The organism is Priestia sp. YIM B13491, from assembly GCF_042787605.1.
Classification (GTDB): domain Bacteria; phylum Bacillota; class Bacilli; order Bacillales; family Bacillaceae_H; genus Priestia; species Priestia megaterium_E.
Map to the genome: position 1 here is coordinate 215,085 of NZ_JBHZOR010000002.1, position 26,290 is coordinate 241,374.

A 26,290-nucleotide genomic window follows, 5' to 3' on the forward strand; every position below is an offset into this window, starting at 1 on the left:
CAAAATCCAAATAGTTTCTCTTTTCCCATGATGGAGTCGTCTTTTCAGCATAGACGACTCCATTATTGTCTCAACAAACTAGGAATGAATGAATAAAAACATAAATAAAGGAGGCTAATCATGAAACTGATTATGGTGATTTTACAGATTTTATTACTAACGGCTCTGTTTTTAATAGGAGAAAGTATTTCACAGTGGTTTGACCTCCCAGTGCCAGGTAGTATCATCGGATTTTTCTTACTGTTTTTCTTACTGTACTTTAAAGTAATTAAATTAAGCTGGGTTGAACAAGGTGGAACACTGTTAGTGGGAGAACTATTACTATTTTTCATACCAGCCGTCGTTGGACTCATCAATTATGGAGATGTATTGATGCATTTTGGAATCCAGATTGTGATTATTATCACAATCAGTACGATTATTGTGATGTCTATAACGGGAATCATTGCAGAACATATTTCAAGAAGAAAGGAAGGTTCGCTAAAATGACATTACTCACATGGATTGCTCTTCCGCTTACACTGCTCGTTTATGTCGGCACAAAAGTGCTCTATAAAAAATATAAGTCTATGCTAGTTTCCCCTATTTTACTAGCCCCCATTCTTTTAATTGGCATCTTATTAGTAACGAATGGCTCTTATGATCATTATAAGCAAGGTGCCAGTGCTATTAGCTTTATGCTTGGACCAGCAACCGTTGCTTTTGCTGTTCCTATGTTTAAGTATTTTGATTTACTCAAAAAACATCGTGTTGAAATCAGCTTAAGCGTAGGGCTCGGCACGTTTGCTGCCATGATATCTTCCATGCTGTTAGCATTAGTGTTTCATTTACAATCAACGCTGGTTCATAGCTTGATTCCAAGATCGGTTACGATTCCTATTGCCGTTAATGTATCTCAGACGCTAGGAGGAGATCCAAATATCACCATTATGTTTGTGATTATAACCGGTGTAGTAGGATGTATGGTCGCTCCAAAACTGATTAAGCTCCTCGCACTGCACTCTTCTCTAGCAAGAGGTCTTCTTTTAGGAGTAGCTTCTCATGGGACAGGTACAGCAAGAGCTTTTGAATTTGGAAAAATTGAAGGTACTTTTTCTAGCCTTGGCATGATCGTAGCAGCACTTCTTACAATGCTGTTTGCGAATATGCTTCTGCCTACTATTTTCGCTTAAAAGATAAAAAAGGTGTGATCATATATGATCACACCTTTTTATTATCCAATATGAAAAGTTGATTTTACGAACTCAATAACTTCTTCCGTAGAAGACATTGATAGAATTGTATCTAAATGAGGTTCGATATCAGCTTTTGATAATTGACGGATTTGAGAACGAGCTTTCAGAATAGATGTTGCACTCATTGAGAATTCATCTAAGCCTAAACCTAAAAGAATTGGGATTGCAATCTCATCTCCTGCCATCTCTCCGCACATGCCTACCCACTTACCTTCTTTGTGAGCCGCTTTGATTACCATATTCACCAAGCGAAGAATCGCTGGGTTATACGGTTGATATAAATAAGACACGCGCTCATTCATGCGGTCAGCTGCAAGCGTGTATTGAATTAAATCGTTTGTTCCGATAGAGAAGAAATCTACTTCTTTAGCAAATAAATCTGCGATTACCGCTGAGGAAGGAATCTCTACCATCATCCCTACTTCGATGTCTTCCGAAACTTGTACGCCTTCTTGTTGAAGTTTAGCTTTTTCTTCTAAAAGAATAGCTTTTGCTTGACGGAACTCATCAACAGTAGCAATCATAGGAAACATAATTTTCAGATTACCGTATACGCTTGCACGTAGAAGCGCACGAAGCTGTGTACGGAACATGTCTTGCATCTCTAGACATAAGCGAATAGCACGGAATCCTAAGAATGGGTTCATTTCTTTTGGTAGATTTAAATAAGGAAGCTCTTTGTCTCCACCAATATCAAGAGTACGAACAACCACTGGTTTACCTTCCATACGTTCAAGAACTGTTTTATAAGAAGTAAACTGCTCTTCTTCCGTCGGAAGATCCTCGCGGCCCATATATAAGAATTCTGTACGATAAAGGCCAACGCCTTCGCCGCCGTTTTCTAATACGCCTTTTACATCTTCTGGTGTACCAATGTTAGCTGCAAGTTCAACGTGATGATCATCAGCTGAAACCGTTTTTTCATTTACAAGCTTAGCCCACTCAGCTTTTTGTTCTGCATACTCAGCGGCTTTTTTCTCGTAAGCTTTTACTGTTTCTTCGCTTGGATCAACGATAACTTCGCCATCTAAACCATCAACAATTACTAATACGCCGTTTTGAATGTCTTCCATAACTGTTTTTGTACCTACAACAGCTGGAATCTCCATTGAACGCGCCATAATTGCTGAGTGAGAAGTACGTCCGCCAATATCTGTTGTAAATCCTTTTACGAACTTACGATTTAACTGTGCTGTATCAGACGGCGTTAAATCTTCTGCGATAATGACAACTTCTTCTGAGATTAAGCTTGGATTTGAAACGTTTACACCTAAAAGATGAGCTAATACACGTTTTGTTACGTCACGGATATCAGCAGCACGTTCTTTCATATATTCATTGTCCATTGACTCAAACATATTAATAAACATTGCCGCTACTTCATCAAGTGCATGTTCAGCGTTTACATTTTCATTTGTAATTTTATCTTTAATTGGATTAATAAGTTCAGGATCGCTTAGAACTAATAAGTGAGCTTCAAAGATTTCTGCTTTGTCATCTCCAAGTTCTTTACGAGCGTGCTCTCTAATAATTTCAAGTTCTGATTTTGACTTTTCTAGCGCAGCTTCTAGACGTGCTACTTCTGCTTCAACTTCAGTTACTGATTTTTTTTCAACGGTTAATTCTGGATTTTCTAGACGAAATGCTTTAGCAATAGCAATGCCGCTAGAAGCGGCAATGCCTTGAATTTCCTTTGTCATTATTCGCCTAATCCTTCTTTGCTCATTGTATCTTCAAGAGCAGCAAGTGCATCTGCTTCGTCAGAACCTTCTGCAGAGATAGTGATTGTAGCGCCTTTTTGAATACCTAAAGACATAACGCCCATGATTGATTTTAAGTTTACAGTTTTACCGTTGAATTCTAAGTTGATATCAGAATCAAATTTGCTTGCTGCTTGTACTAAAGTTGTTGCTGGACGTGCGTGAATTCCTGAGTCTGCTGTTACTGTAAATGTTTTTTGTGCCATGTTAAATCAATCTCCTTTTTACTTTGAAATGTTAATAATATTTGCTTCTTGTTGAGAAACTTGGCCCTGCTTTAAGATATCAATTTTTTCATCAGCTTGTAAATTCGTGAAAATGATCGGCGTAATCGTCGATGGCGCATTTTCTTTTACAAAGTCTAAATCAATTTTCAATAGAGGCTGTCCTTTTTTCACTTCATCGCCTTGGGCAACTAAAGCTTCAAAACCTTCGCCTTTTAAATTAACTGTATCAATACCAACGTGAATTAAAATTTCACGTCCAGTCGTTGATTCAATACCTAAAGCATGTTTCGTCGGGAATAAGTTTACTATTTTTCCGTCCACTGGTGCAACTACTGTGCCTGTTTTCGGAATAATCGCAAAACCGTCACCCATTAGTTTTTGTGAAAATACCTGATCTGGTACTTCCGATAAAGGTACCAATTCTCCCTCAATCGGTGAAACAATATCATTACCATTATCGCTTCCTACTTCAGATGTTGCAACAGGTTTTTCAATTGTTTTTGTCTCTTCTTTTGTGACAACCGGTGTTTTGCCATTCATAATGTCCTGAATTTGACCTTTTAACGTGTCAGATTTCGGACCGAAAATAGCTTGAATATTGTTACCAACTTCAAGAACACCAGCTGCTCCAAGTTTTTTCAAGCGGCTTTTATCAACATTACCTACATCATCTACGGATACACGCAAACGCGTAATACAAGCATCTAAATGTGTAATGTTTTCTTTACCGCCAAGTGCAGCTAAAACATTTGTTGGAAGCTCTGCTGCTTCTACTTTTACATCTTCTTCTCCTTCTTCTTTATCTTCACGACCCGGTGTTTTTAAGTTAAATTTACGGATTGCAAAGCGGAAACCGAAGTAGTAAATAACTGCTAGAACTAAACCTACTGGAATAACTAGCCACCATGCTGTACGGTTTTGCATAACTCCAAATAGAACGTAATCGATAACTCCACCTGAGAATGTCATACCGATTTTAACATTTAATAATTGCATAACCATAAATGATAAACCAGCAAATACTGCGTGAATTGCAAATAGTACTGGTGCTACGAATAAGAATGAGAACTCAAGCGGCTCTGTAATACCCGTTAAGAAAGATGTTAAAGCAGCTGAACCCATGATACCAGCTACATATTTTTTGTTTTCAGGACGAGCTTCGTGATAAATCGCAAGAGCTGCTGCTGGCAATCCGAACATCATGAACGGGAATTTACCAACTTGGAATGTTCCTGCTGTTAAAGGCACGCCATCTGCTAATTGAGCAAAGAAAATCTTTTGGTCACCGTGAATATGTTGACCTGCTTTATTAACGTAATCACCAAACTCAAACCAGAACGGAGAGTAGAAGATGTGATGAAGTCCAAATGGAATTAATGAACGTTCAATCAATCCAAATACAAACGCTGATAAAGTTGGGTTTGCATCAATCATGTTAGTAGAGAAAGCATTTAATCCGCTTTGAATTGGCGGCCAAATGAAAATCATAATAACACCTAAAACAATTGAAAATACCCCAGTAATGATTGGTACAAATCGTTTTCCTGCAAAGAACCCTAAATAAGATGGTAATTCAATATTGAAATAACGATTATACATGGATGAAGCTAAAATACCTACTATGATACCCCCGAATACACCTGTAGCTAACGTAGGAATTCCTAAGATGCTAGTGTAAGCTGGATTGGCACCCATTTTGTCAGGATCTAGTTGTCCTGTAGCAACTAAGATTGTGCTCATCGTTTTGTTCATAATCAAGTAGCCTACGATTGCAGCAATACCTGCTACACCGTCACCACCAGCTAAACCAACGGCAACACCAACGGCAAACAATAGCGATAAGTTGTCAAATACAATTTGACCCGCTTGCGACAAAACATTTGAAACCAATTGAACCCAGTCTGCACCAAGTGCCGGTACTGCATCCAACAATGTAGGGTTTTGAAGCGCTGTCCCTACTCCAAGTAAAATCCCTGCTGCCGGTAAAATCGCAACCGGTAACATAAGCGCTTTTCCGACTTTTTGTAATACTCCAAAAAGTTTTTTAAACATGGCGCTTACCTCCTTTTATATATTTAGTGTGCAACAAGCTATTTATTTGATACGTGAATCATTAACGCGCTTTCATAAAACGCTTTCTTTAACTAGAAAACTTATTACATCTCCTGGTATCCTGAGGCGAAGCCTTCAATGATTGCGCTTTCTTATAACAAAAAAAGGCATGAGGAAAAAGAAACGATAAATGGATACACTCATCCAATTACACATCGCTTCATTTCTCACTCATGCCTGATCGTATCAGTAACACGTATTGAAATGATTTTATAAATCCGTTTTTGTTATAAGTCGCTGCAGATGCATCGTTAAGTAAACGGCTTCTGCTTCATACACAGGTAAATGTAACGCTTGCTGCATTACTTTTATCACTTTCCAAGACACATTGTAACACAGGGGATATTCTTCTTTCAATAGCAAAGCAATTTTTTTTGGCTCTTCTATTTTTTCTCCTGTTTTTACTCGATCAATCGCAAAATGCAAATGACGAATCAATCTCATATAGTGCACAGATTCTTTGTCTACCCGCAGATGAAGCGATTCTTCAATCACATTAATAATCGTTTGAATAAGCTGCGAGTCTTGATTCACTTCCAGGAGGTTTTTTTCAGTCAGCGCACTGTGGATATGAAGCGCAATAAAACCAATCTCTCCTACTGGAAGCTGCACGCCTATTTTGCGACTAATAATTTCTACCACTTCAGATGCGATCGTATATTCCTCTGGATATAAAGCTTTTGTTTCAAGTAAAAATGGATTTTTAAGCCCCATTCCCTGCTGAAAACGTTTTATCGCAAACGCGATATGATCCGTTAATGAAATGTGTATGTGCTCATTCAAAGGAATGTTAACACGCTTTTGAATGTGCGTTACAATATCATTCATCATTTCAATCACGTCTTCATCCACTTGCGTTAAAAGCTGCTTGTATTGTTCTTGCTCTTCTTCACTCTTTAACAAAAACATTTTCTCCACGGCTTTTGCATCGATTTCATCGCCTTTTTTCTTATTAAACCCTATTCCTTTCCCAATTAGCACAACTTCATCATAGGTAAGGTGTTTAGCAATTAATACATTATTATTAAGTACCTTTTCTACAAAAAAGGACTCTTTCACGAATCCTTCACTCCCCTGTTTCGGCTTTCTATTATTTGCTTTCCTATCTTACAAATAATACGCATAACCGTCAATTCATTTTTCTTTGTTTCAAATATTATTGAACTAAACTATTTGAGTTACGTATTATCTTAGTAGTTCTTCGCTGGAAACGCAACGTCTTTTTTGCTTGTCCCATAACAATTTTTCATGATAAAGTTTTGAAGCATAACGCTCAGAATGAATGCACCCGCTTGTAGAAGCGTAAAAAGAACAAGTGAAGTGGTAATAGATACCAGCAAAACCCCATAGTGAATCAGTAAAATATCTACTATACGCAGCCCCGCTATAATCATTGCAGCTCCAACAAAAAATTCTTTGGCTACACTCCAAACGAGGAGAACCGTAACAACACAAACGTAAATCATCGTTGCATTTACGGAATCATGAGTAGCCGACGCAAACCATCCTGTATAAAACCAATTATTATGAAAATATGCTAACAGCATAAACATAATAGTAGAAGTAATGGCGAGCATCCCGAGAAAAAATGTAGCGTAATGCACAAATGTCATATACCGTTCTGTTAGCCATACATACCAAATCTTTGAAATGCTAAAGCCTATAGTCATTAAAGCGCCTGTATAGACTGTTTTCCACCAGTGATGTGTATAAATATCCCAGTGTAAAAATAATTCTTCAATCCCCATAAACATAGCTGAAGTAATTAAAATATAGCGAAATTTCAATTGATAAGCAGCTACCACCATAGCCATGATTGGAAAAGCAAACGCTTGAGAAGTTAAGGACCCGAACAAATTATCAAAATATTCATTGGTCATAAAATCGGGATCGTAATCGTAACTTTCAAACAACACAAATACAACATATTCTAGTATATAAGCCATTCCAATGATAAAAAAAAGCAAAACGACTAGCTTTTTATCTTTTTTACGTATGAATACTGTAAGCAAAACGGCTGTGCTGATAATAATCAATGCAAAAAAAGCAGTATAATGAGGCATAGACGTCTCCCTTTTACGACCTAATTATTACTTAGAGTAAGACGTTTTAGCCAAATTATACATAGCTAGCTTCTATTTAAAAGAGCTTGAGACATAACTACATCAATCCAATCTAAAGACGAACAAACGGGATACATAAGATAGTATGGATCGCTTTTTACACTGCAGTTGATTTCCGAGCAAGACTTCGCTTTCCACAGGCGGCCGCGAAGCCTCCTCGCCTCCTCCGCTTCTGCAGGGTCACACTTCTTCCGCTTTTCCCGCAGAAGTCTTCGCCTGACCCTTTAATCTACAGCTAGAAGCCACTACATACACGAAACCTGCGTTCACCCTACCAATGAAAAAATCCGAACGATTCATCGTTCGGATCTTTCTTTAACTAACATACTTTTGTTTCAGCCTCTTTTAACTCTTCAGCTTATAAAAACTGAAATCGTATCTATTATCCTTCAATCATTTTTGAAAGGTTAGCCATTTCGATAGCTGATGCTGCAGCTTCCCATCCTTTATTTCCTGCTTTTGTTCCTGCACGTTCAATTGCTTGCTCAATTGTTTCAGTCGTTAATACACCAAAGATAATTGGCACGCCTGTTTGTAAGCTTTGAGATGCAACGCCTTTTGCTACTTCATTACATACAAAATCAAAGTGTGGAGTAGCTCCTCGAATAACGGTTCCTAGCGTAATCACTGCATCATATTTTTTAGATTCAGCTAATTTTTTGGCGATTAATGGGATTTCATAAGCGCCCGGCACCCAAGCCACGTCTACGTCTTCATCAGCTACGCCGTGACGTTTGAGCGCATCTTCTGCTCCACTAAGTAAACGGCCTGTAATAAATTCATTAAAACGCCCTACCACGATTCCAATTTTTAATCCTGTGCCTACTAAATTTCCTTCATATAAATGATTCATCTTTTGTTCCTCCTGCTAGTATTAATATATAGTTATTTACATTTCTTTTCATGAATTAGCTTCACTTGTTATAACGAAAAAAAGTGTAAAATTATAAATGTAATAAATGACCTAATTTTTTAGCTTTTGTATCTAAGTATTTTTTATTGGCATCCACTGCCGGCATTTGAAGAGGTACTCGCTCGACCACTTCAAGGTCGTAGCCTTTTAGCCCGGTAATTTTACGAGGGTTATTCGTTAAAAGCTTCATTTGTTTGACTCCAAGGTCTTTTAAGATTTGAGCACCGATTCCATACTCTCGTAAATCTGCAGCAAACCCGAGTTTTTCATTCGCTTCTACGGTATCGTATCCTTCTTCCTGCAGCTTATATGCTCTTAGCTTATTTAATAAGCCAATCCCTCTGCCCTCTTGACGCATATACAGCAGAATGCCGCGTCCTTCTTCTTCAATTTGCGTAAGAGCTGCGTGAAGCTGAGGACCGCAGTCGCAGCGTTCAGAACCAAACACATCTCCAGTCAAACACTCAGAGTGAACGCGAACGAGAACGGGGCTATTATGATCAATATCACCTTTGATAAGAGCCACATGTTCTTTATTATCAAGTTTATTTGTATATCCTACAGCTTTAAACTCACCAAATGCCGTAGGTAAGCTCACTTCTACTTCACGGCTAATAAGCTGGTCATGTTTGCGGCGGTAGGCAATCAAATCTTTTATTGTAATCATTTTTAAATCAAATTGCTCTGCAATTTTTGTTAAATCCGGTACGCGTGCCATTGTTCCATCTTCATTCATAATTTCACAAATAACACCCGCAGGCTTTCCTCCTGCTAATACTGCTAAATCAACAGCAGCCTCTGTATGACCTGCACGCTGGAGAACGCCCCCGTCTTTTGCAATCAATGGGAAAATATGTCCTGGGCGTTGAAAATCACTTGGTACCGTCGCTTCATTCACAAGAGCCATAACGGTAGCAGAGCGTTCGTATGCACTGATACCTGTTGTACTTGAAATATGATCAATACTTACTGTAAATGCTGTTCCATGTACATCCGTATTGTTCGCTACCATCGGGTGAAGATTCAATTTATGTGCAATTTCTTCATTAACAGGTGTACAAATTAATCCTCTTCCATGAGTAGCCATAAAGTTAATAACCTCAGGCGTCGTTTTTTCGGCTAATGCAATAAAATCTCCTTCGTTTTCTCGATCTTCATCATCGCATACAATAACCACTTTTCCCTTTTTTAACTCTTCAATGGCTTCTTCTACTTTATGAAACATCTCTTTCACCTCACTGTTAATTTGTAAAACCATGCTGCTGCAATAAATCCTTCATGTTACCTGAACGATTCGAGGCGCCAGGAGTTGACTTATTTGTCATCATCTGATGCATATATTTAGCTAACATATCGCATTCAATATTCACTTTGTCTCCTCGCTGTTTGTCTCCTACGACTGTGTGAAGCACCGTATGGGGAATAAGAGAAATAGTAAATGATTGGTTGCTGACATCAAAAATAGTAAGACTTGTTCCGTCTACGGAAACAGATCCTTTTAACATCATAAATTCACGAAGTTCAGGATCGACTTGAATTTCATAATAAAAGGCATTTCCTTTGCGTGTTTTGCTTACAATGGTTCCAATTCCATCAACGTGTCCGCTAACGAAATGCCCTCCAAACCGGCCATTTGCAGCCATCGCCCGCTCTAAGTTAACACGTGATCCAACGGTTAGAAGCTGAAGGGTACTTGCTTTAATCGTCTCCGGCATGACATCGACCGTAAATTCATTTTGAGAGTAAGCCGTTACGGTTAAACACACGCCGTTAACTGAAATACTGTCCCCTAAGTTCACATCTTCTAACACGGTCTTCGCATCAATCGTAAGAACAATTGCTTCTGTGGCCTTTTGAATACGTTTTATTTTTCCAATTTCTTCAATGATACCCGTGAACATTTTCTTCACCTGCCTTGGCGCTATTCCAACTTCTTATACCGTTTTGAAATAGCAGCTGCTTTTTTTTCATATTTATCTTTCCCCCAACCACTGAAAATAAAAAAGCCCCTTGAACAAATGTCCAAAGGGTCGGCTGAGCTGAATCAGTTTTATCTATGCAAAATTCCGCTAATTGTATACGAAATAAACAGTTATATTTTGTGTATAAAAACAAGGGTAGCTTTAAAAAAGGCAAGCGTGTCCCTTATTAATTCAACACAAAAAAACAACTGTGCTTCCTGATCCTTCTCCCATCCAGACTTTTACTGTCGGCTCTAGATTTTAACTAGATCCACCGCTAACATACATCGTATGAAAACGGGTCACGGGCTTAAAAGCATACGCTTTATCACCGCCGGTTGGGACTTACACCCGACCCCGAAGGATAATATATTCGACTGCTAGAGTCTTATTTGTTTTACATTATAGCAAAGTAAAATCGACTTGTCACATCATTTAACTTCGTTTTTTCACATCTATTCTTTAAAATCCAGCTTTTAGCTTATTTTTTCTTTTTTAATACATAGCATCCATACAAAAGCTAGTCCAATATAGCCAAATATCGGATACAAAAACTCAAGAAGCTGGGCATATCCGAATTGCCCAATAATAAAGCAAGCCAAGATAATAAATGCAAAAGCTTGTTTGTCATTCAGGGGAAGAAATGACTGAATCTGCTTAGCGATTCCAAATACATTTCCAATCAATGTAGTAAAAATCTCGCCTAACACAACTACCGTAAATAAAACATTCACCCACGCTGAGATATTTTTAACAACGGCACTCATCGGAATATCAAGTTGAAATGAATAAGGCAAATTGGAAAGGGCAAGATGAGTAGAAACAAGCATAAACGTAAGTACACATCCTCCTATTACGGCCCCTTTTTTAATCACGCTCCTATCTTTCACGGAGCTTCCTAATGGAACTAAAACAGCCTGAGCCAAAGCTAGATTTAGGGAAATATATAAAAAGGGACTAACCGCCCACTTCCACTGCGTGACGAGCGTTAAATCCGGCTTCGTTTGAATCAGTGAGAAATAGCTGATATTTGGCACAAAGATGATAAAAGCAAATGAAAGCATCATCGGCACAACAAGAGAATTAACCATTAAAATACCGTTAATTCCTTTGGCGATAAATATATAAGTTAAAACAATTGTAAAAATCATCCCAACAGGAGGCCATAGCCCGAACTGTTCTTTTCCTATTGCTCCCGTACTCGCTAGCATGACTGAAGTTACTCCAAATAAAATGACAATCATTACACCGTTTACCGCTTTTCCAAGCACATCACCAAATAAATATGTATTAAGCTGCTGATAAGAAGAAGCCCCAATTGCGTGCGAAAGCAGCATCATTTTCGAACCTAGCCAAATAAAAAACAAGCCGCTGACCAAAATCCCGACCATTCCAAGTTCCCCGTACTGTGTAAAAAATTGAACGATTTCCTTGCCTGTTGCAAAACCGGCTCCTACAACAGTGCCTACATACGTAGCAGCAACCTGCAGCGTGAGTTTCCACCTTTTCATGCCCATCACCCTTCTACCCTTCATAGTTCACTATATGTAGAAACGGTAAAAAAAAGACGAGCCTTTTTACGTGTAAATCTACGCATATCCCAGCGCTTGTGCCTTTTCGTTTATTTTTTATTTTTCATTTTCTTTTTGTATTTTTCACAAAAAACTCCTTAACCCCTAACATAACAGTCATTTCCAAACAAAATATACGGATATTTTCCCTTTAGCTTTTAAATTTTCCTCAATATTTGCTGGAAATTCACAATTTACTGTTGTATAATTTCTAAAAATCAGATAAATTATTAAATAAGTATTCTTTCTATTTAAAAAAATATGTTTCAATTATATACAATTGATTCTTATCATGAGAGGTGGAGGGACTGGCCCTTTGAAACCTCAGCAACCAGTCGTTAGAGACATGGTGCTAAATCCAGCAAGCAATTTATTGCTTGGAAGATAAGAAGGCGAAAAAAGTCTTCTTCTTAAGAAGACTTTTTCTATTTTATCGGCATATTGCATAAAACGAATCACTCGTGAAATAGAAGCGGAACAATTTAAGGAGGTTTTGACATGGGGTTACTTGAAGATTTAAAGTCTAAAATTTTAATTGGGGATGGTGCCACTGGTACCCTCCTTTACTCACACGGTATTGACAGCTGTTTTGAAGAACTAAACATCACCAAACCAGAAGAGGTTTCTCGTATTCACAGAGCCTATGTAGAAGCTGGTGCAAACGTTATTCAAACAAATACGTACGCTGCTAATTATCAAAAACTTGCCCGTTATGGATTAGAAGATTCAGTCAAAGACATCAATGTTGCTGGTGTAAAATTAGCGAAACAAGCTGCAAAAGATCAGGCTTACGTGGTTGGTACACTCGGCGGAATTCGTTCTTTCCAAAAAAACGCTATTAGTTTAGAAGAAGTTAAGCGAAGCATTCGTGAACAAATGTTTTGGCTTTTAAATGAAGGCGTGGATGGACTTTTGTTTGAAACATACTATGATTTCGAAGAATTAAAAACCGTTCTTACACTTGCAAGAAAAGAAACGGATAAGCCTATTATTACCCACGTTTCCCTGCATGATATTGGCGTACTGCAAGATGGGCGTCCTTTAGCAGATGCATTAAAAGAATTAGAAGACTTAGGAGCAGATGTTGTCGGGCTAAACTGCCGTTTAGGTCCTTACCATATGATTCAGTCTCTTGAAGAAGTACCGCTTCCTGATCGTGCTTTCTTATCTGCTTACCCTAATGCCAGCCTTCCTGCGTATGTGGAAGGAAAGCTGGAGTATGAAACGAATGAAGACTACTTTGTAGAAAGCGCACGTTTATTCCGCGAACAAGGGGTTCGCTTAATTGGAGGATGCTGCGGTACAACACCAGCTCACGTACGCGCTATGTCATCTGCCTTAAAAGACCTGCCTCCGATTACAAGTAAAGTCGTTAAAATGAGACCAGCCGTTACGGTTCAAGAGCGTGAGCAGCAGGATAAACCTCATATGCATGAAATTGTGAAGAAGCGCCGCTCGGTTATCGTCGAGCTAGATCCGCCTAAACAGCTGGGTCCGACGAAATTTTTAGAAGGAGCAAAAGCACTCGATAAAGTCGGCGTAGATGCTATTACATTAGCTGATAATTCTCTTGCCTCACCTCGCATCAGCAACTTGGCAATGGCAACACTGATGCAGCAAGAAACAAAAGCACGACCGCTTATTCATATTACCTGTCGCGATCGAAATTTAATTGGACTTCAATCTCATTTAATGGGACTTCATACGCTAGGAATGAATCAAGTGCTTGCAATTACCGGTGATCCGTCAAAAGTTGGCGATTTCCCTGGCGCCACTTCGGTCTACGATTTATCTTCATTTGACTTGATTAGTTTAATCGCTCAATTTAATGAAGGACTATCTTATTCGGGTAAACCACTTGGTCAAAAAACCAATTTTTCCATCGCAGCTGCCTTTAACCCAAACGTGCGTCACTTAGACCGAGCCGTTCAGCGTTTGGAAAAGAAAATCGACTGCGGGGCTCACTATTTCATTACTCAGCCTCTCTATTCAACTAAGCAAATTGAAGAGGTATATGAAGCAACCAAACATTTAACAACACCGGTATACATCGGGATCATGCCGTTAACAAGCGCGAGAAATGCTCGATTTATTCACCATGAAGTACCTGGAATTAAATTATCAGAAGATATTCTAGAACGCATGGACGCAACGGGAAATGACCGAATTCGCGGTGAAGTCGAAGGTCTTGCGATTGCAAAAAACTTAATTGATACAGCATATGAGCTTTTTGACGGTATTTACTTAATTACGCCGTTTATGCGCTATGAAATGACCGAAATTCTAACACGCTATATTCATGACAAGCAACTTGTTACATCAGAAAGGAAGATATAAATGAGCTCACTTATCGAACAACAACTAAAGAAGCGAATACTCGTCATCGATGGAGCAATGGGAACGATGATTCAAGATGCTGATTTAACCGCTGAAGATTTTGGCGGCGAAGAATATGAAGGCTGCAACGAATATTTGACTCGAACAGCGCCTCATGTGATTCAGCGCATTCATGAAGAGTACTTTGCAGCAGGTGCTGACATCATTGAAACCAATACGTTTGGCTCAACATCTACCGTACTTGATGAATACGATTTAGGTCACTTGGCGTATGAATTGAATATCGAAGCTGTGAAGCTTGCTTGTGCAGCCCGCGATAAATATTCAACTCCCGAATGGCCTAGGTTCGTAGCTGGAGCTATCGGTCCTACGACTAAAACACTCTCTGTTACCGGCGGTATTACATTCCTTGAGCTAGTCGAAACGTACGAAGAGCAAGCTCGAGGTTTGTTAGACGGCGGCGTTGACTTGCTTTTAGTCGAAACCTGTCAAGACATGCTGAACGTAAAAGCCGCATTTCTAGGCATTACAGCGGCGTTTGAAAAACTCAAAACCGAAGTTCCTATTATGATTTCAGGAACAATTGAGCCGATGGGAACAACTCTCGCTGGTCAAGATATCGAATCTTTTTACTTATCACTGGAACACATGAAGCCTCTTTCAGTCGGACTTAACTGCGCGACAGGCCCTGAATTTATGACGGATCATATTCGCTCTCTTTCAGACCTAGCCACTTCAGCAGTTAGCTGTTATCCAAACGCTGGACTTCCGGATGAAGAAGGCAATTATCATGAATCTCCTGATCTGCTTGCTCAAAAAATTAAAGGGTTTGCTGATAAAGGCTGGCTGAACTTTGTAGGCGGATGCTGCGGTACAACGCCTGCTCATATTAAAGCACTGGCTGAAGCGGTAAAAGAGGTTGCTCCTCGTTCGCTTGATCGCTCCGAGCATAACCATGCTGTAACCGGTATTGAACCACTTGTATATGACGATTCTATGCGCCCTCTTTTTGTGGGAGAACGTACGAATGTAATCGGTTCTCGCAAATTCAAGCGTCTGATTGCGGAAGGAAAAATTGAAGAAGCATCTGAAATTGCGCGTGCTCAAGTTAAAAATGGTGCTCACGTTATTGATATTTGCTTAGCAGATCCGGACCGTGAAGAAATGGAAGACATGGAGGAGTTTATTCAAGAAGTTGTAAAAAAAGTGAAGGTTCCTCTTGTAATCGATTCAACCGACGAGAAAGTTATTGAAAAAGCTTTAACGTACTCGCAAGGTAAGGTCATTATTAACTCCATTAACTTAGAAGATGGTGAAGAGCGTTTTGATGCAATCTTACCGCTAGTAAAAAAATTCGGTGCAGCTCTGGTTGTCGGTACAATCGATGAAACAGGCATGGCCGTTACTGCAGAACGAAAAGTAGAGATTGCCAAACGCTCACATGATTTACTTGTTGAAAAACATGGCTTTAATCCAAAAGATATTATTTTTGACCCTCTTGTGTTTCCTGTAGGGACTGGTGATGAACAATATATTGGTTCTGCTGAAGAAACAGTTAAGGGAATTAAAATGATTAAAGAAGCCCTGCCTGATTGCCTGACCATTCTTGGCGTAAGTAACGTGTCATTCGGTCTTCCTCCAGTCGGACGTGAAGTACTAAATGCGGTTTACCTTTATCACTGTACGCAGGCTGGACTGGATTATGCCATTGTTAATACAGAAAAATTAGAACGCTATGCTTCTATTCCAGAAGCTGAAATTGAGCTTGCTAATGCGTTATTATTTAACACAACTGATGAAACGTTAAGCACGTTTACCGACTTTTATCGTGATAAAAAGAAAGAAGCAAAAGTAGAAATTTCTACGCTAACACTCGAAGAACGATTGGCAATGTATATTGTTGAAGGGACAAAAGAAGGATTGCTTCCTGATTTAGAACAAGCTTTAGCTCAATATGATGATCCGTTAGATATTATTAACGGACCGCTTATGAAGGGGATGGCGGAAGTTGGACGTTTGTTTAATGACAACCAGCTGATTGTAGCAGAAGTGCTTCAAAGTGCGGAAGTTATGAAAGCATCCGTTGCCTTTTTAGAACCTCATATGGAGGCAACTGAAAATGATTCTGGAAAAGGTAAAGTGATTCTTGCAACGGTTAAAGGCGACGTGCACGATATCGGTAAAAACTTAGTAGACATCATTTTAAGCAACAATGGTTTTAAAGTAATTGATTTAGGGATTAAAGTAACGCCACAGCAGCTGATTGAAGCAGTAAAAGAAGAAAAGCCAGACATCATTGGCCTGTCAGGTCTTCTAGTAAAGTCAGCTCAGCAAATGGTTTTAACTGCCCAAGATTTAACACAATCAAGCATTGATGTTCCAATTATGGTAGGAGGCGCTGCCCTTTCCCGTAAATTTACTGACTTTAAAATTGCCCCGGAATATGAAGGTGCGGTCCTCTACGCCAAAGATGCGATGGACGGATTAGCGTTAGCAAATAAGCTGCAGAACAAAGAAGAAGTTATTCAGCTTTTAGCAGATTTAAAAACGCGGCAAGAAAAGAAAGTAACAGTTCGAGAACGCCAGCCTCAAACCGCTCAAGCAGCTACCGCTGTTTTAGAAAGATCCGCCATTTCAACGGACGCTCCTGTTTTTGTACCGGCTGATTTAAAGCGGCACGTTGTCAAACACTACGATTTGGCACAGGTTCTTCCGTATATTAACTGGCAGATGCTTTTAGGCCATCACTTAGGACTAAAAGGAAAAGTGAATAAGCTGCTTGCTGAAAAAGACGAGCGTGCTGTTCAATTAAAAGAAACCGTTGATGACCTGCTCGAACTGGCACTAAAAGAAAACTTAATTAAGCCAGCGGTTATTTATCAGTTCTTCCCTGCTCAAGCAGACGGAAATGATTTAATTATTTATGATCCTGCTGATGAGAAAACAGAAATTGAACGCTTTACCTTCCCTCGGCAAGCAAAAGGACAGTTCCTGTGCTTATCTGATTTTGCAAAGCCTAAAGAAAAAGAGATGGACTATGTATGTTTCTTCTCTGTAACAGCAGGAACAGGCATTCGCGAACGCGCGGCGAAATTCAAAGAAAACGGCGAGTTTTTAAAGAGTCACGTATTCCAAGCTCTTGCGCTTGAACTAGCTGAAGGATTAGCAGAACGTGTTCATCAGCAAATTCGTGACCGCTGGGGATTCCCTGATTCGCCTGACTTTACAATGGCGGAGCGTTTTTCAGCCAAATACCAAGGTCAGCGTTTTTCATTTGGATATCCTGCATGTCCAGACCTTGAAGACCAAGCAAAACTGTTTAAATTACTTAAACCTGAAGACATCGGCATTCAGTTAACAGACGGTTTCATGATGGAACCAGAAGCTTCTGTTACAGCCCTTGTTTTTGCACATCCTGAAGCGAAATATTTTAACGTATTGTAAAATATGGCCGCGGTCTTTTAGACCGCGGCTGTTTTTTTACAGTGAACAAACCTGAAAAAAAGGCTGCGACAAATGGATTGTAGCTGAAGAAAGATCCGAACGATAAATCCAGATTCTTAATTGAGAATCAACTGCGTTCGGATTTTTTTCATTGTGATCGTGAACTGGATTTCATGTAGCTGTTTCTAGCTGTTTGAAGGGTAAAGCGAAGACTCCTGCGGAAAAAATTGATGTAGTTATGTCTTAATCTCTTTGAATTCACCGCCGGTTTGAGCTTTTTTTATGAGTTTCTTGGGAAACACTGATAGAATAAGGAATGTAATAAATTTGTAACGCTCTTATCACAGCAAATTTTTTAGGGAAAGGAATTTTCAAGAAATGATTAAGTTATTTGTAAGCGATTTAGATGGCACTCTTTTACACGAAGAAAAATACGTAGAACAGCATAATGCAGACGCACTTAGTGAACTTCAGCGCCAAGGAGTAGAGGTTTGTCTTGCTTCGGGACGAATGGATGCAGAAATTTTAAAGATTTCGACTGATATTAATAATACATTTCATCGCATAAGCCAAAACGGAGGATTTGTGTGGACTAAAGAAAATCAAGAACTTCATGGAAAAGTGTTTGAAGATGATTTAGCGGCTCAACTTTATTAAAAAACGATAGATCCTAACCGTATTACACTTGTCTGTTCAAACGACACGAATTATGTAGAGCAGCGAAATGAAATTATTGAAGCGATTGAAACTCACATGTTTTTCCCTATCGAAGAACAAATTAAAATGACGGATTCATTTGGTCACGCTCTTTCTCCATCTAAAATCACGGTTCTTGGAGATCATGATGAAATGGTAGCTCTGCAAAAAGAAGTGAACGAAGAGTTTGGTGATTATATTGATACATATATTTCTGCCAAGCAGTGTTTGGATATTATGCCTAAACATATCAGCAAAGGAAATGCCATTGAAATTTTATTAAATCATCTTCAGCTAAAACCAGAGGAAATTGCATGTGTGGGGGATTCATTTAATGATATTCCTATGTTTCAATTAACGCCGAACAGTTTCGCTATGGCTACAGCTCCTGAAGCTGTTCAGCGCCATGCCTCTGCTGTTGTGTCATCTGTTAGTGAAGCAGCGGGTATTGTTTTAGAAAAAAATAAGCAAACCATCTAAAAAAAGCGGTCAACGTTTAAATTGACCGCTTTTATCCATTTAATAAGAAAACGGTAGTTATTTTTTCCGTAAAGAACGAAAAAATTCACCTAAGCTTTTTTGCTTTCCATCTGCATGCTCTCCGTGATTAACCAAGCTGCTAATTCTTTCTCGTCGAACAACAACCATAATAAGAGTGGCAAAAAAGATAATGGAAACGGCAATGACAACCAGTGCAAGAACGGATGCTACAATAGCTTCAGAAGTCGTTAGTGACGATAGCATCTGCCTCGTACACCTCCATTTCGTTTGTGGCGAAAAGGAGCCTAGCAATTAGAAATGCAAATAATCTTTTTTCTCAGCTTGATGCATGTTATTATACACCATTTTCATTTTAGAAGCTGTAGCTTTTAAAGACGTAGAAGAATCCACATCTTCGGCTAACATAATGTTTACTAAGTCAACCACAGAACGAGACAACAACTCTACATTATTTTGCAACTCTAATTCGTCATAAGTTGTACGGTCTTGAAGACGAAGTCGAATAATTTCATTTGCTAGCTCCCTAACACGCACTAATTGTTGATGTTCTCCCATAGTATCTCCGCCGCAAGAAACTTATAATCAGCCCTTTTATTGGCTTTTATAAGAGCTAGAAATCCCTGCAGCTTACCCCTCCTTATAAAGATGCCTAGCACACCTTTATGTAAATCACTCTTTCACCTTGTTTACATGTATATTCGCTATAGCTGGTTCTTTTTCCTTTTGAAATTAGCAGCCGGCGTCACCGACCTTCTTCGTTTATCGTTCAGATTTCAAATTTTTAAGGATGTGATATACGAAAATTAAAACGCCAATAGCCGTAAGTGTTGCTCCTGCTGCCACTACGGGTGTAAAAGCTTGGTTTTCTAGTACAATCATGAAAAATAAACCAATCATCATGACCGGTAATCCTATATTATGCAACCATACGTGCAGTTTGGCTAATTTACTTTCGCTAAACGCAGGAAATAAATAATAAATAAGTCCCGCTAACGTAAGGGATGTCCATCCTAATAAATTGATGTGCACGTGAACAGGTGTCAAAGCGTAGCTGTGAACAATTGACATATAATACCCCAATATGATGCCAATTCCAAAATAAACGGCTGATATTTTAATTAATTTAATTCCCATCATTTTCTCCCCCCTTATATTCCCCTCCGACTTCTGTACTACTTTACGCAGGAAACGTCATTTTAGAAGCGGCAGATTAGCCAAAGGACACGAAATACGGAGTATGATATCTAAAAAGAGGATTCTTTACCGCAAACACAAAAAACAGCTGAGAAAAAATACTCAGCTGTCTATTTTAAGCAATATAATGCAGCACAAAATTCAAGAAAAACAACAGCGCGCTTACATACATAAACATCGATACTTCACGCATTTTACCAAGGAATAATTTAAGCAGTGGATACGCAATGAACCCAAATGCAATTCCATCAGCAATGCTGTACGTAAGAGGAATAAGCGCAATAATTAAAAATGCAGGGAAACCTTCTGTTAAGTCCTGTAAATTGATGTTTTTGATATTTTGAATCATCAATGCTCCAATAACAATGAGAATAGGTGCAATAGCACTATCTGGAACCAGCTTGATAAATGGAATAAACAGAAGTGAACTTAAAAATAAAACTCCTGTAATCAGCGATGTTAAACCCGTTCGCCCTCCTGCTGCAATACCAGATGCTCCTTCTACAGAAGACACCGTTGGACTTGTTCCAAACACGCCGCTTAGCAAAGCTGAGGCGGCTGTTGCTTGAAAGGCCCGCGGAAATTTACTATCTTGATTCATCATACCTAGCTGACCATGCAGCAAACCGATATTTTCAAAAATCAATACCATTGTTAATGAAAAGACAGCTGCCCAAAACGCAACGTCTCCAATAGCTCCAAAAGACAATGTGCCAAAGCTGCTAAAGAAGTCGTTCACGCTCCCAGCGGACTGTCCTTTTTCTGCACCGCTTCTTACACCAAGTAAGAAGGCAAGGACTGATCCGGCAATCATGCTTAACAAAAAGTTACCTTTCACATTTCGGATAAACAGTACGATTGTGATAATTAACGTCAACAGCGTACTGATCACAAACGGATCTGACAAGTCTCCAAGTGCTACAAAAGTGTTTTCGCTTGGAACTACAAGCTTCCCTTTTTGCAAACCGATAAATGTTAAAAATAAGCCAACACCGACTGTTATCGCTTCTTTTAGCGAATGCGGAATCGAAGAGACAATTTTGGCAGACAATCGTGAAAAAGCTAATGCTATAAAAAGAAAGCCGGATATCACTACTGCTAATAACCCTTCTTGCCAAGATAACCCCATTGATTGAACCATCGTATACGTAAACAATGCATTAATCCCCATACCTGGCACCAGAATAAGAGGCGCATTTGCCCAAAAAGCCATAATAACACAGCCTACAAAAGCCGAAGCTACTGTTGCGAATATTCCTGCTTCAAGCGGAATACCGGCATCAGACAAAATGGTTGAATTAACAGCAATAATATACACGATGGAAAGAAATGAAATGACCCCAGCTAAGCTTTCTTTTCCAACAGTTGTTTGGTGGTCGTTTAAACGAAACAACTTTTCAAATAATGCGTTCAATCTAATTTCCTTCTTTTCATCTATCCCTCGCCCACCCAGTGGCCAAAAATGCCACCGAAGTTATTATAGCAAAATCAACAATTGTTGCAAGGAAAACTTGTCTCCTTTAGCTTAAGCGTTCATTCCTTATTTAAAACTGTTATCATTTTCTAAACGTAACGTCTTGCATTCATTCTATATATATCTTGGACTGGACATAATAAAAGAGCGCTTTATCAGCGCTCATTGTTTTAATAATAATAAGGATAATATGGTGGGTACGGCGGATAATATGGTGCTGGATAACCGTAATAACCTGGACCTCCTAATGCACTTCCAAGAACTAATCCTCCAAGAAATGGAGCTCCAAAGCCCCAACCCCACGGGCGACCAAAGCCAAAGCCGAACCCCGGACGGCCGAAGCCAAAACCAGGACGACCGAAACCAAAACCTGGGCGACCGAAACCGAATCCTGGACGACCAAAGCCTCCAAAACCACCGAATGGTCTTCTTATGTCATTAATATCAAATTCTTGCATGATACATGCCTCCTCAAATTATATTTCATTCTCTTTATTACATATGTTATTCACCTACTTCTTGCATAGGCAATCGCCTCTTTTTTTGTGATTTCTTAAAAAATATTCCTTTTCTACCACCTCGTTAGGGTTAAACAAGCGTAGAGACATATATTTTTTAAGGCTTTGAAACATACTACATGTAACTTATGTAAAATAAGAGAGATGAAACGAGGAATGGACCTTTGTAATTTCCAGCACCTGCTGCAATAAGGAATAAACATAATATGAACGCATAAAAAGAACGCTCAACAAAAATGTTGACCGTTCTTCTTATGAAAATACATAGCGATTTTTTATTAATTTATCTGACCCTTTGCTTGACCGTATATGCCCTAAAGCTATATAATCCCCTTTTTATACAATGCGCTTTGAACATAAAATCATAGGAGCGTCTCCCCAAACGCTGCTATGTATGTATATCTGTAATCGCTTACAAACCTTTAATAAAAAACCGATATGATTTTCTATCTATTTACATTAAACAATATTTTAGGCTAAATTTCAACACATTTTTTGTTTTTCTTTGTACTCAGCAAAAAAACAGGTGATATAGCACAGTGATTTTCCTTTTTTCCTCTCCCTTTTACTTATAGCCATAATCGTTTATAGTTTATAACGAAAGGAAGTGACGCAATGTCTGATCAACTAGAAGAATACTTAGAACGAGGAATGTACGGAGCAAAGGAAACAAAAAGAGACGAAAGAAGATATTTCTTAACTGCTCTACGTGAGAATATTGAACTTGCGCTAAAAAAAGGGCAAGTCATGAAAAAAGATGCAGTAAAAATAAAGCCTCTTTTAAAAAAAGTGAAAGACGGTCATTTGTTTTTAAATGGCTCCTTGTCTTACTCATACCTCTCCCCCTATATTCAAGCGGCTAACGAACATAAAGTGCCTTTTACTATCGTTCAGAACTTAGAAGCTGATACCGATATTGGTCTGGTTTTAACAGGTTCTGAAGGCAGTTTGGAACGAGATATTTTTTTAGACTAAAAAAAGAGCCATAACGGCTCTTTTTTATTTAGCAAATACATGATGATCAATTGTTTTAATTACAGCACGTGAACGAATCCAGTTATCGGTAGCTGTTTTTGGATTATAAAAGTAAATGGAATCGTCTAAACGATCTTTTCTAGTCAATGCTTGCTCTACTGCTTTTTTCGAATCTTCTGAAGCAGGTTTGTTAATTGATCCGTTTTGGACCGGTGAAAAAGCGTATGCTTTTCCGACAACTTGTTTAATAACTCCTGTTACCGTATCTGGAAACTTCGGAGAATCTACACGGTTTAACACCACTGTTGCTACCCCTACTTTTCCTTCATATGATTCGCCTTTTGCTTCAGCTTCTACTAAGCGCGCTAATAAATCTTTTTCACTTGCTGAAATCGAAACTGCAGGTGTTTGCTGTTCCGTCGGTTTCGCTTCTGGTTTCGGTTCCGGTTTTGGTTCTGACTTGGCTGTATTAGCCGGTGCTGCCGTTGAAGGTTCCGTTGTTTCAGCAGCCAGCACTTTTGTCTTACTCGGAATCGCTAATGTTTCACCAATATAAATCATATCTCCTTGACGATTGTTTAATTTTTTAATATCGTCAATTGTTACACTATATCTTTTACCTAACTTCCAAAGACTATCGCCTTTGACTACTTTATAATTAGTTGCAGCCGTAGCTGTTGCATTAAAACCTATAAATGAAAGAGTAGCTAAACAAGCTACTACCATTGATTTCATATAACTATGTTTCATAGGTAATACCTCCTGAAATTTCGTATGGTATTACTCTATCATAGCTATATAGGGGTTTCACCGAACGATTCAATTACATTTCTTTAAGTTTGATGAACAAAATTACGTTCGGAACACAATTATGACATTGTACCTTGTTTTTTGTCATAATCACGGTAATTTTTCTGAAATACAGGTATATTTTCCCGGTTTATTTCAGTTTAATCAGAAATTTCTTCATTTGTCTTTCCCTTATAACTCTTATGATAAACATTTAAATTCATCTACTTTTACACAAAAGAGCTGAATGTTGTAATCAACATTCAGCTCTTTTTAATCTTCGATCTCAATTTCTACAACATCATAGAAATCAATCACTAGCTTAGCACCCGTATCATCCATAAACGTAAAGACGTCTTGATCATCTGATAAATGTATCACGTATCCAGTCAACTGCTGTTCACTGTTGTCGTAAACAGTAGTAATTAGAATTTTTTTATGATCTACATATGCTTCTTCTAATAACGAATGGAGGTCATAGTCCCCGTCATCTTCGGGCCGGTTCGTTAACAGCATCCCATAAGTCGTCATTCCATTTTTATCTTTCCATATATGATCTGCAAAATAAAAAGGTGCTGTACTTTTTCGAAACTCATCCATAATATCCCTCCTATAACTAAACACGTTTATTCGCTCTTACCGTACGTTACTAAATAAACGCACAAGCACTTGTAACAGTATATTCTCTACTGTACAGGCTCATACATCCATTATATAAGGCATAATCAAATAATGCCATCATTTCGTTTAGCTCCTAGGAATTTCTAGATACGTATAGGTAAAATCCCCACCGCGTCCAGCTATTCCACGAAAATGTTTGAAATCAGGGCGATTTACTAAAAAAGGACGAAAAGCAAGAAAGTCTTCTTTTTTAACTTTAATTTCGGTTACTTTTCCTTCACTTAACTCATTCAACATGTTTATGGCTGTTTGTTCATCCATTCAGTTTCACCTCGCTTTTAACTGTTCAGCCAATTTTGCAGAGATGCAAATTGAGCTTCAGCTTCTTTATATCCTTGGTTGTAAAGAGCGTCGAGACGCTCACGATTCTTCTCAATTCGCCCTACTACAAGAGGGGTTTGCGGACGAATCACAAAGATATTCCCCTGTCTTTCCTGTTCTTCAATATATGACAATGTTTCATTATACAATTTATAGCGGTTCTCAAGCGCACGAGTCAGCCCATCATAATGACGATATTTGCGCTTCAATAACCAAAGCATATTTGATTTCTTTTTTCGATATCCTTCGTTTCGCGTTAGCACAACAATATTTTTTCTATATCCATCCTGCACTGCTTTTTTGATTGGAATCGGATCACTGATTCCTCCGTCTAACAGCTCTTTTCCTTTATATGTAACGACAGGTGCTAAAAATGGAAGGGAACTAGAAGCGCGAACCGCTGTCAAAATGTCCCGGTCATACTCATCAAAATAAACGGGTTCTCCAGTCACACAGTCCGTTGCTCCTACTACAAGCTTCTCTGTACGCTCAGCAAATGCCTCAAAGTCAAATGGAAGAAGCTGATTAGGAATTTCATCAAAAACGAAATCCATTCCAAATATCTCTTTTGTTTTAAAATAATTTTTCCACGACAAGTAGCGAGGATCTTCTAAAAAATCTAAATTAGCTTTGCGACTTCTTCCTATTTGTCTAGATAAATAAGAAGTGGCATGACAAGCGCCGGCTGAAACGCCAATTACATACGGAAGGTACAGATTTCTTTCCATAAAGTAATCTAAAACTCCAGTTGTATAAAGGCCTCTCATACCGCCTCCTTCGAGCACGAGTCCAGTATCTTTCAATTTCTACACCTTCTAATTCTTATAATTTATGACAAGTTTATACCTCGTTTATTATAACGAAAGATGCACAAAGATGGAACTGTCCTGCTTCTCTCTTTCATTAAAGCTACCAATTCCTTTTATTTCTCAGCACATTTTACTTATTTTTTCAATTTTATTTTATATTTTTTCAAAAAACTCTTTACTAATTCCCAGTTTTAAGGCAAAATTGTAAAAAAGAAAACGCTAACTAGTTTTACTATTTTTAAAATTAAAATTATTTAAAAAATTTATAATGAACTAATTTAAAACAAAGGAGCGATAAATCATGAAAATAGCAGAGGTAGGAAACTTGATAGAATTTAAAAATGGCTTACAGGGCATTGTTGAAAAAGTAAATGAAAACTCCGTGATTGTAGATTTGACTTACATGACAAACTACCGCGATTTAGACTTAGAACAGCGAACTGTTGTCAACCACAAAAACTACATCATCATTAATCCAGCTATGTAAAGGAAAAAAGCAGCCGGAAAGCAAAAGCGGTTGCTTTTTTATTGGTTTTGAAAGAATTGATTCTTTTGTTCTTCTGTAATAATCCCCAGCTTATACATGAGGTAAATATACTGTTGCACCTTAACATCCTTCGAATTTTTTTTCACTGTACTCCCTCTTTTC

At 38.5% G+C, this 26,290-nt stretch carries 24 protein-coding genes, 1 pseudogene and 2 riboswitches; of the genes and pseudogenes, 7 read left to right on the forward strand and 18 right to left on the reverse strand.

Annotated elements, in window-relative coordinates; all coding sequences use genetic code 11:
- Nucleotides 1-120: 120 nt before the first annotated feature.
- Both ACFX4E_RS07300 and ACFX4E_RS07305 read left to right on the forward strand, forming a co-directional pair.
- Nucleotides 121-489, forward strand: coding sequence for a CidA/LrgA family holin-like protein (locus ACFX4E_RS07300; RefSeq protein ID WP_013082263.1), 369 nt, complete (start codon nt 121-123; stop codon nt 487-489).
- Complete coding sequence (locus ACFX4E_RS07305) at nt 486-1,172, forward strand: LrgB family protein (protein ID WP_013056013.1); 687 nt, start codon at nt 486-488, stop codon at nt 1,170-1,172. Before ACFX4E_RS07300 ends, ACFX4E_RS07305 begins: the two co-directional genes overlap by 4 nt.
- Before the next feature lie 41 nt (nt 1,173-1,213).
- On the opposite strand, the gene ptsP is transcribed toward ACFX4E_RS07305, so the two are convergent.
- From ptsP to ACFX4E_RS07350, 9 genes are all read right to left on the reverse strand, one after another.
- The gene (gene ptsP / locus ACFX4E_RS07310) at nt 1,214-2,935 is read right to left on the reverse strand and encodes a phosphoenolpyruvate--protein phosphotransferase (protein ID WP_013082261.1); all 1,722 of its coding nucleotides are present in this window, start codon (nt 2,933-2,935) and stop codon (nt 1,214-1,216) included.
- Nucleotides 2,935-3,201: a phosphocarrier protein HPr gene (locus tag ACFX4E_RS07315; protein WP_013056011.1), complete on the reverse strand. Its 267-nt coding sequence runs from the start codon at nt 3,199-3,201 to the stop codon at nt 2,935-2,937. Before ACFX4E_RS07315 ends, ptsP begins: the two co-directional genes overlap by 1 nt.
- 18 nt (nt 3,202-3,219) lie before the next feature.
- Nucleotides 3,220-5,274, reverse strand: coding sequence for a glucose-specific PTS transporter subunit IIBC (ptsG, locus tag ACFX4E_RS07320; protein WP_028407920.1), 2,055 nt, complete (start codon nt 5,272-5,274; stop codon nt 3,220-3,222).
- Between the two features lie 270 nt (nt 5,275-5,544).
- A complete protein-coding gene (glcT, locus tag ACFX4E_RS07325; RefSeq protein WP_028407919.1) occupies nt 5,545-6,393 on the reverse strand; it encodes a glucose PTS transporter transcription antiterminator GlcT in 849 nt (282 codons plus the stop codon).
- A gap of 131 nt (nt 6,394-6,524) precedes the next feature.
- Nucleotides 6,525-7,397, reverse strand: coding sequence for a hypothetical protein (locus tag ACFX4E_RS07330; RefSeq protein ID WP_377237658.1), 873 nt, complete (start codon nt 7,395-7,397; stop codon nt 6,525-6,527).
- Nucleotides 7,398-7,839: 442 nt separating this feature from the next.
- Complete coding sequence (gene ribH, locus ACFX4E_RS07335; protein ID WP_013056007.1) at nt 7,840-8,310, reverse strand: 6,7-dimethyl-8-ribityllumazine synthase; 471 nt, start codon at nt 8,308-8,310, stop codon at nt 7,840-7,842.
- Nucleotides 8,311-8,401: 91 nt separating this feature from the next.
- Entirely contained in the window at nt 8,402-9,595 is a 1,194-nt protein-coding gene (locus tag ACFX4E_RS07340) for a bifunctional 3,4-dihydroxy-2-butanone-4-phosphate synthase/GTP cyclohydrolase II (RefSeq protein WP_028407917.1), read from the reverse strand.
- 16 nt (nt 9,596-9,611) lie between these two features.
- Nucleotides 9,612-10,271, reverse strand: a complete 660-nt coding sequence (gene ribE, locus ACFX4E_RS07345) for a riboflavin synthase (RefSeq protein ID WP_013056005.1) — start codon at nt 10,269-10,271, stop codon at nt 9,612-9,614.
- Between the two features lie 278 nt (nt 10,272-10,549).
- Nucleotides 10,550-10,700: riboswitch (FMN riboswitch) on the reverse strand.
- 107 nt (nt 10,701-10,807) lie between these two features.
- Nucleotides 10,808-11,842 (reverse strand): YkvI family membrane protein, encoded by a 1,035-nt coding sequence (locus tag ACFX4E_RS07350; RefSeq protein WP_225049647.1) that lies wholly within the window; start codon nt 11,840-11,842, stop codon nt 10,808-10,810.
- Between the two features lie 344 nt (nt 11,843-12,186).
- Nucleotides 12,187-12,293, forward strand: a riboswitch (SAM riboswitch).
- 107 nt (nt 12,294-12,400) lie between these two features.
- Here ACFX4E_RS07350 and ACFX4E_RS07355 point away from each other — a divergent pair.
- The 3 genes and pseudogenes from ACFX4E_RS07355 to ACFX4E_RS07365 all read left to right on the forward strand — a co-directional run bounded on the left by ACFX4E_RS07355 (nt 12,401) and on the right by ACFX4E_RS07365 (nt 18,859).
- Nucleotides 12,401-14,239 carry a bifunctional homocysteine S-methyltransferase/methylenetetrahydrofolate reductase gene (locus tag ACFX4E_RS07355; protein ID WP_014461038.1) on the forward strand — a complete coding sequence of 613 codons (1,839 nt, stop codon included), beginning with the start codon at nt 12,401-12,403 and terminating at the stop codon, nt 14,237-14,239.
- Entirely contained in the window at nt 14,240-17,683 is a 3,444-nt protein-coding gene (metH, locus tag ACFX4E_RS07360) for a methionine synthase (RefSeq protein WP_377257875.1), read from the forward strand. It begins immediately after the preceding gene.
- 378 nt (nt 17,684-18,061) lie between these two features.
- Nucleotides 18,062-18,859: pseudogene (locus tag ACFX4E_RS07365) on the forward strand (HAD family hydrolase).
- A 57-nt stretch (nt 18,860-18,916) separates the two neighbouring features.
- Here ACFX4E_RS07365 and ACFX4E_RS07370 read toward each other — a convergent pair.
- From ACFX4E_RS07370 to ACFX4E_RS07390, 5 genes are all read right to left on the reverse strand, one after another.
- Nucleotides 18,917-19,123: a hypothetical protein gene (locus ACFX4E_RS07370; RefSeq protein ID WP_013055999.1), complete on the reverse strand. Its 207-nt coding sequence runs from the start codon at nt 19,121-19,123 to the stop codon at nt 18,917-18,919.
- A 48-nt stretch (nt 19,124-19,171) separates the two neighbouring features.
- Nucleotides 19,172-19,435: a hypothetical protein gene (locus ACFX4E_RS07375; protein ID WP_013055998.1), complete on the reverse strand. Its 264-nt coding sequence runs from the start codon at nt 19,433-19,435 to the stop codon at nt 19,172-19,174.
- Nucleotides 19,436-19,639: 204 nt separating this feature from the next.
- A complete protein-coding gene (locus tag ACFX4E_RS07380; protein ID WP_050689415.1) occupies nt 19,640-20,014 on the reverse strand; it encodes a cbb3-type cytochrome c oxidase subunit I in 375 nt (124 codons plus the stop codon).
- A 175-nt stretch (nt 20,015-20,189) separates the two neighbouring features.
- Entirely contained in the window at nt 20,190-21,488 is a 1,299-nt protein-coding gene (locus ACFX4E_RS07385) for an NCS2 family permease (RefSeq protein WP_013055996.1), read from the reverse strand.
- A 230-nt stretch (nt 21,489-21,718) separates the two neighbouring features.
- Nucleotides 21,719-22,006: a hypothetical protein gene (locus tag ACFX4E_RS07390; RefSeq protein WP_013055995.1), complete on the reverse strand. Its 288-nt coding sequence runs from the start codon at nt 22,004-22,006 to the stop codon at nt 21,719-21,721.
- 675 nt (nt 22,007-22,681) lie between these two features.
- Here ACFX4E_RS07390 and ACFX4E_RS07395 point away from each other — a divergent pair.
- Nucleotides 22,682-23,041, forward strand: a complete 360-nt coding sequence (locus ACFX4E_RS07395) for a YueI family protein (protein WP_028407910.1) — start codon at nt 22,682-22,684, stop codon at nt 23,039-23,041.
- A 24-nt stretch (nt 23,042-23,065) separates the two neighbouring features.
- On the opposite strand, the gene ACFX4E_RS07400 is transcribed toward ACFX4E_RS07395, so the two are convergent.
- The 4 genes from ACFX4E_RS07400 to ACFX4E_RS07415 form a co-directional block, all read right to left on the reverse strand.
- Entirely contained in the window at nt 23,066-23,791 is a 726-nt protein-coding gene (locus tag ACFX4E_RS07400) for a cell wall hydrolase (RefSeq protein ID WP_050689417.1), read from the reverse strand.
- Nucleotides 23,792-24,103: 312 nt separating this feature from the next.
- On the reverse strand, nt 24,104-24,430 hold the full coding sequence (locus ACFX4E_RS07405; RefSeq protein WP_013082248.1) for a hypothetical protein: 327 nt from the start codon (nt 24,428-24,430) through the stop codon (nt 24,104-24,106).
- A 147-nt stretch (nt 24,431-24,577) separates the two neighbouring features.
- Nucleotides 24,578-24,772: a hypothetical protein gene (locus ACFX4E_RS07410; protein ID WP_013055990.1), complete on the reverse strand. Its 195-nt coding sequence runs from the start codon at nt 24,770-24,772 to the stop codon at nt 24,578-24,580.
- Between the two features lie 17 nt (nt 24,773-24,789).
- Nucleotides 24,790-25,635, reverse strand: a complete 846-nt coding sequence (locus ACFX4E_RS07415; protein WP_013055989.1) for a patatin-like phospholipase family protein — start codon at nt 25,633-25,635, stop codon at nt 24,790-24,792.
- 307 nt (nt 25,636-25,942) lie between these two features.
- On the opposite strand from ACFX4E_RS07415, the gene ACFX4E_RS07420 reads away from it, so the two are divergent.
- Nucleotides 25,943-26,128, forward strand: a complete 186-nt coding sequence (locus ACFX4E_RS07420; protein ID WP_013082245.1) for a YkvS family protein — start codon at nt 25,943-25,945, stop codon at nt 26,126-26,128.
- The last annotated feature ends 162 nt before the right edge of the window (nt 26,129-26,290 follow it).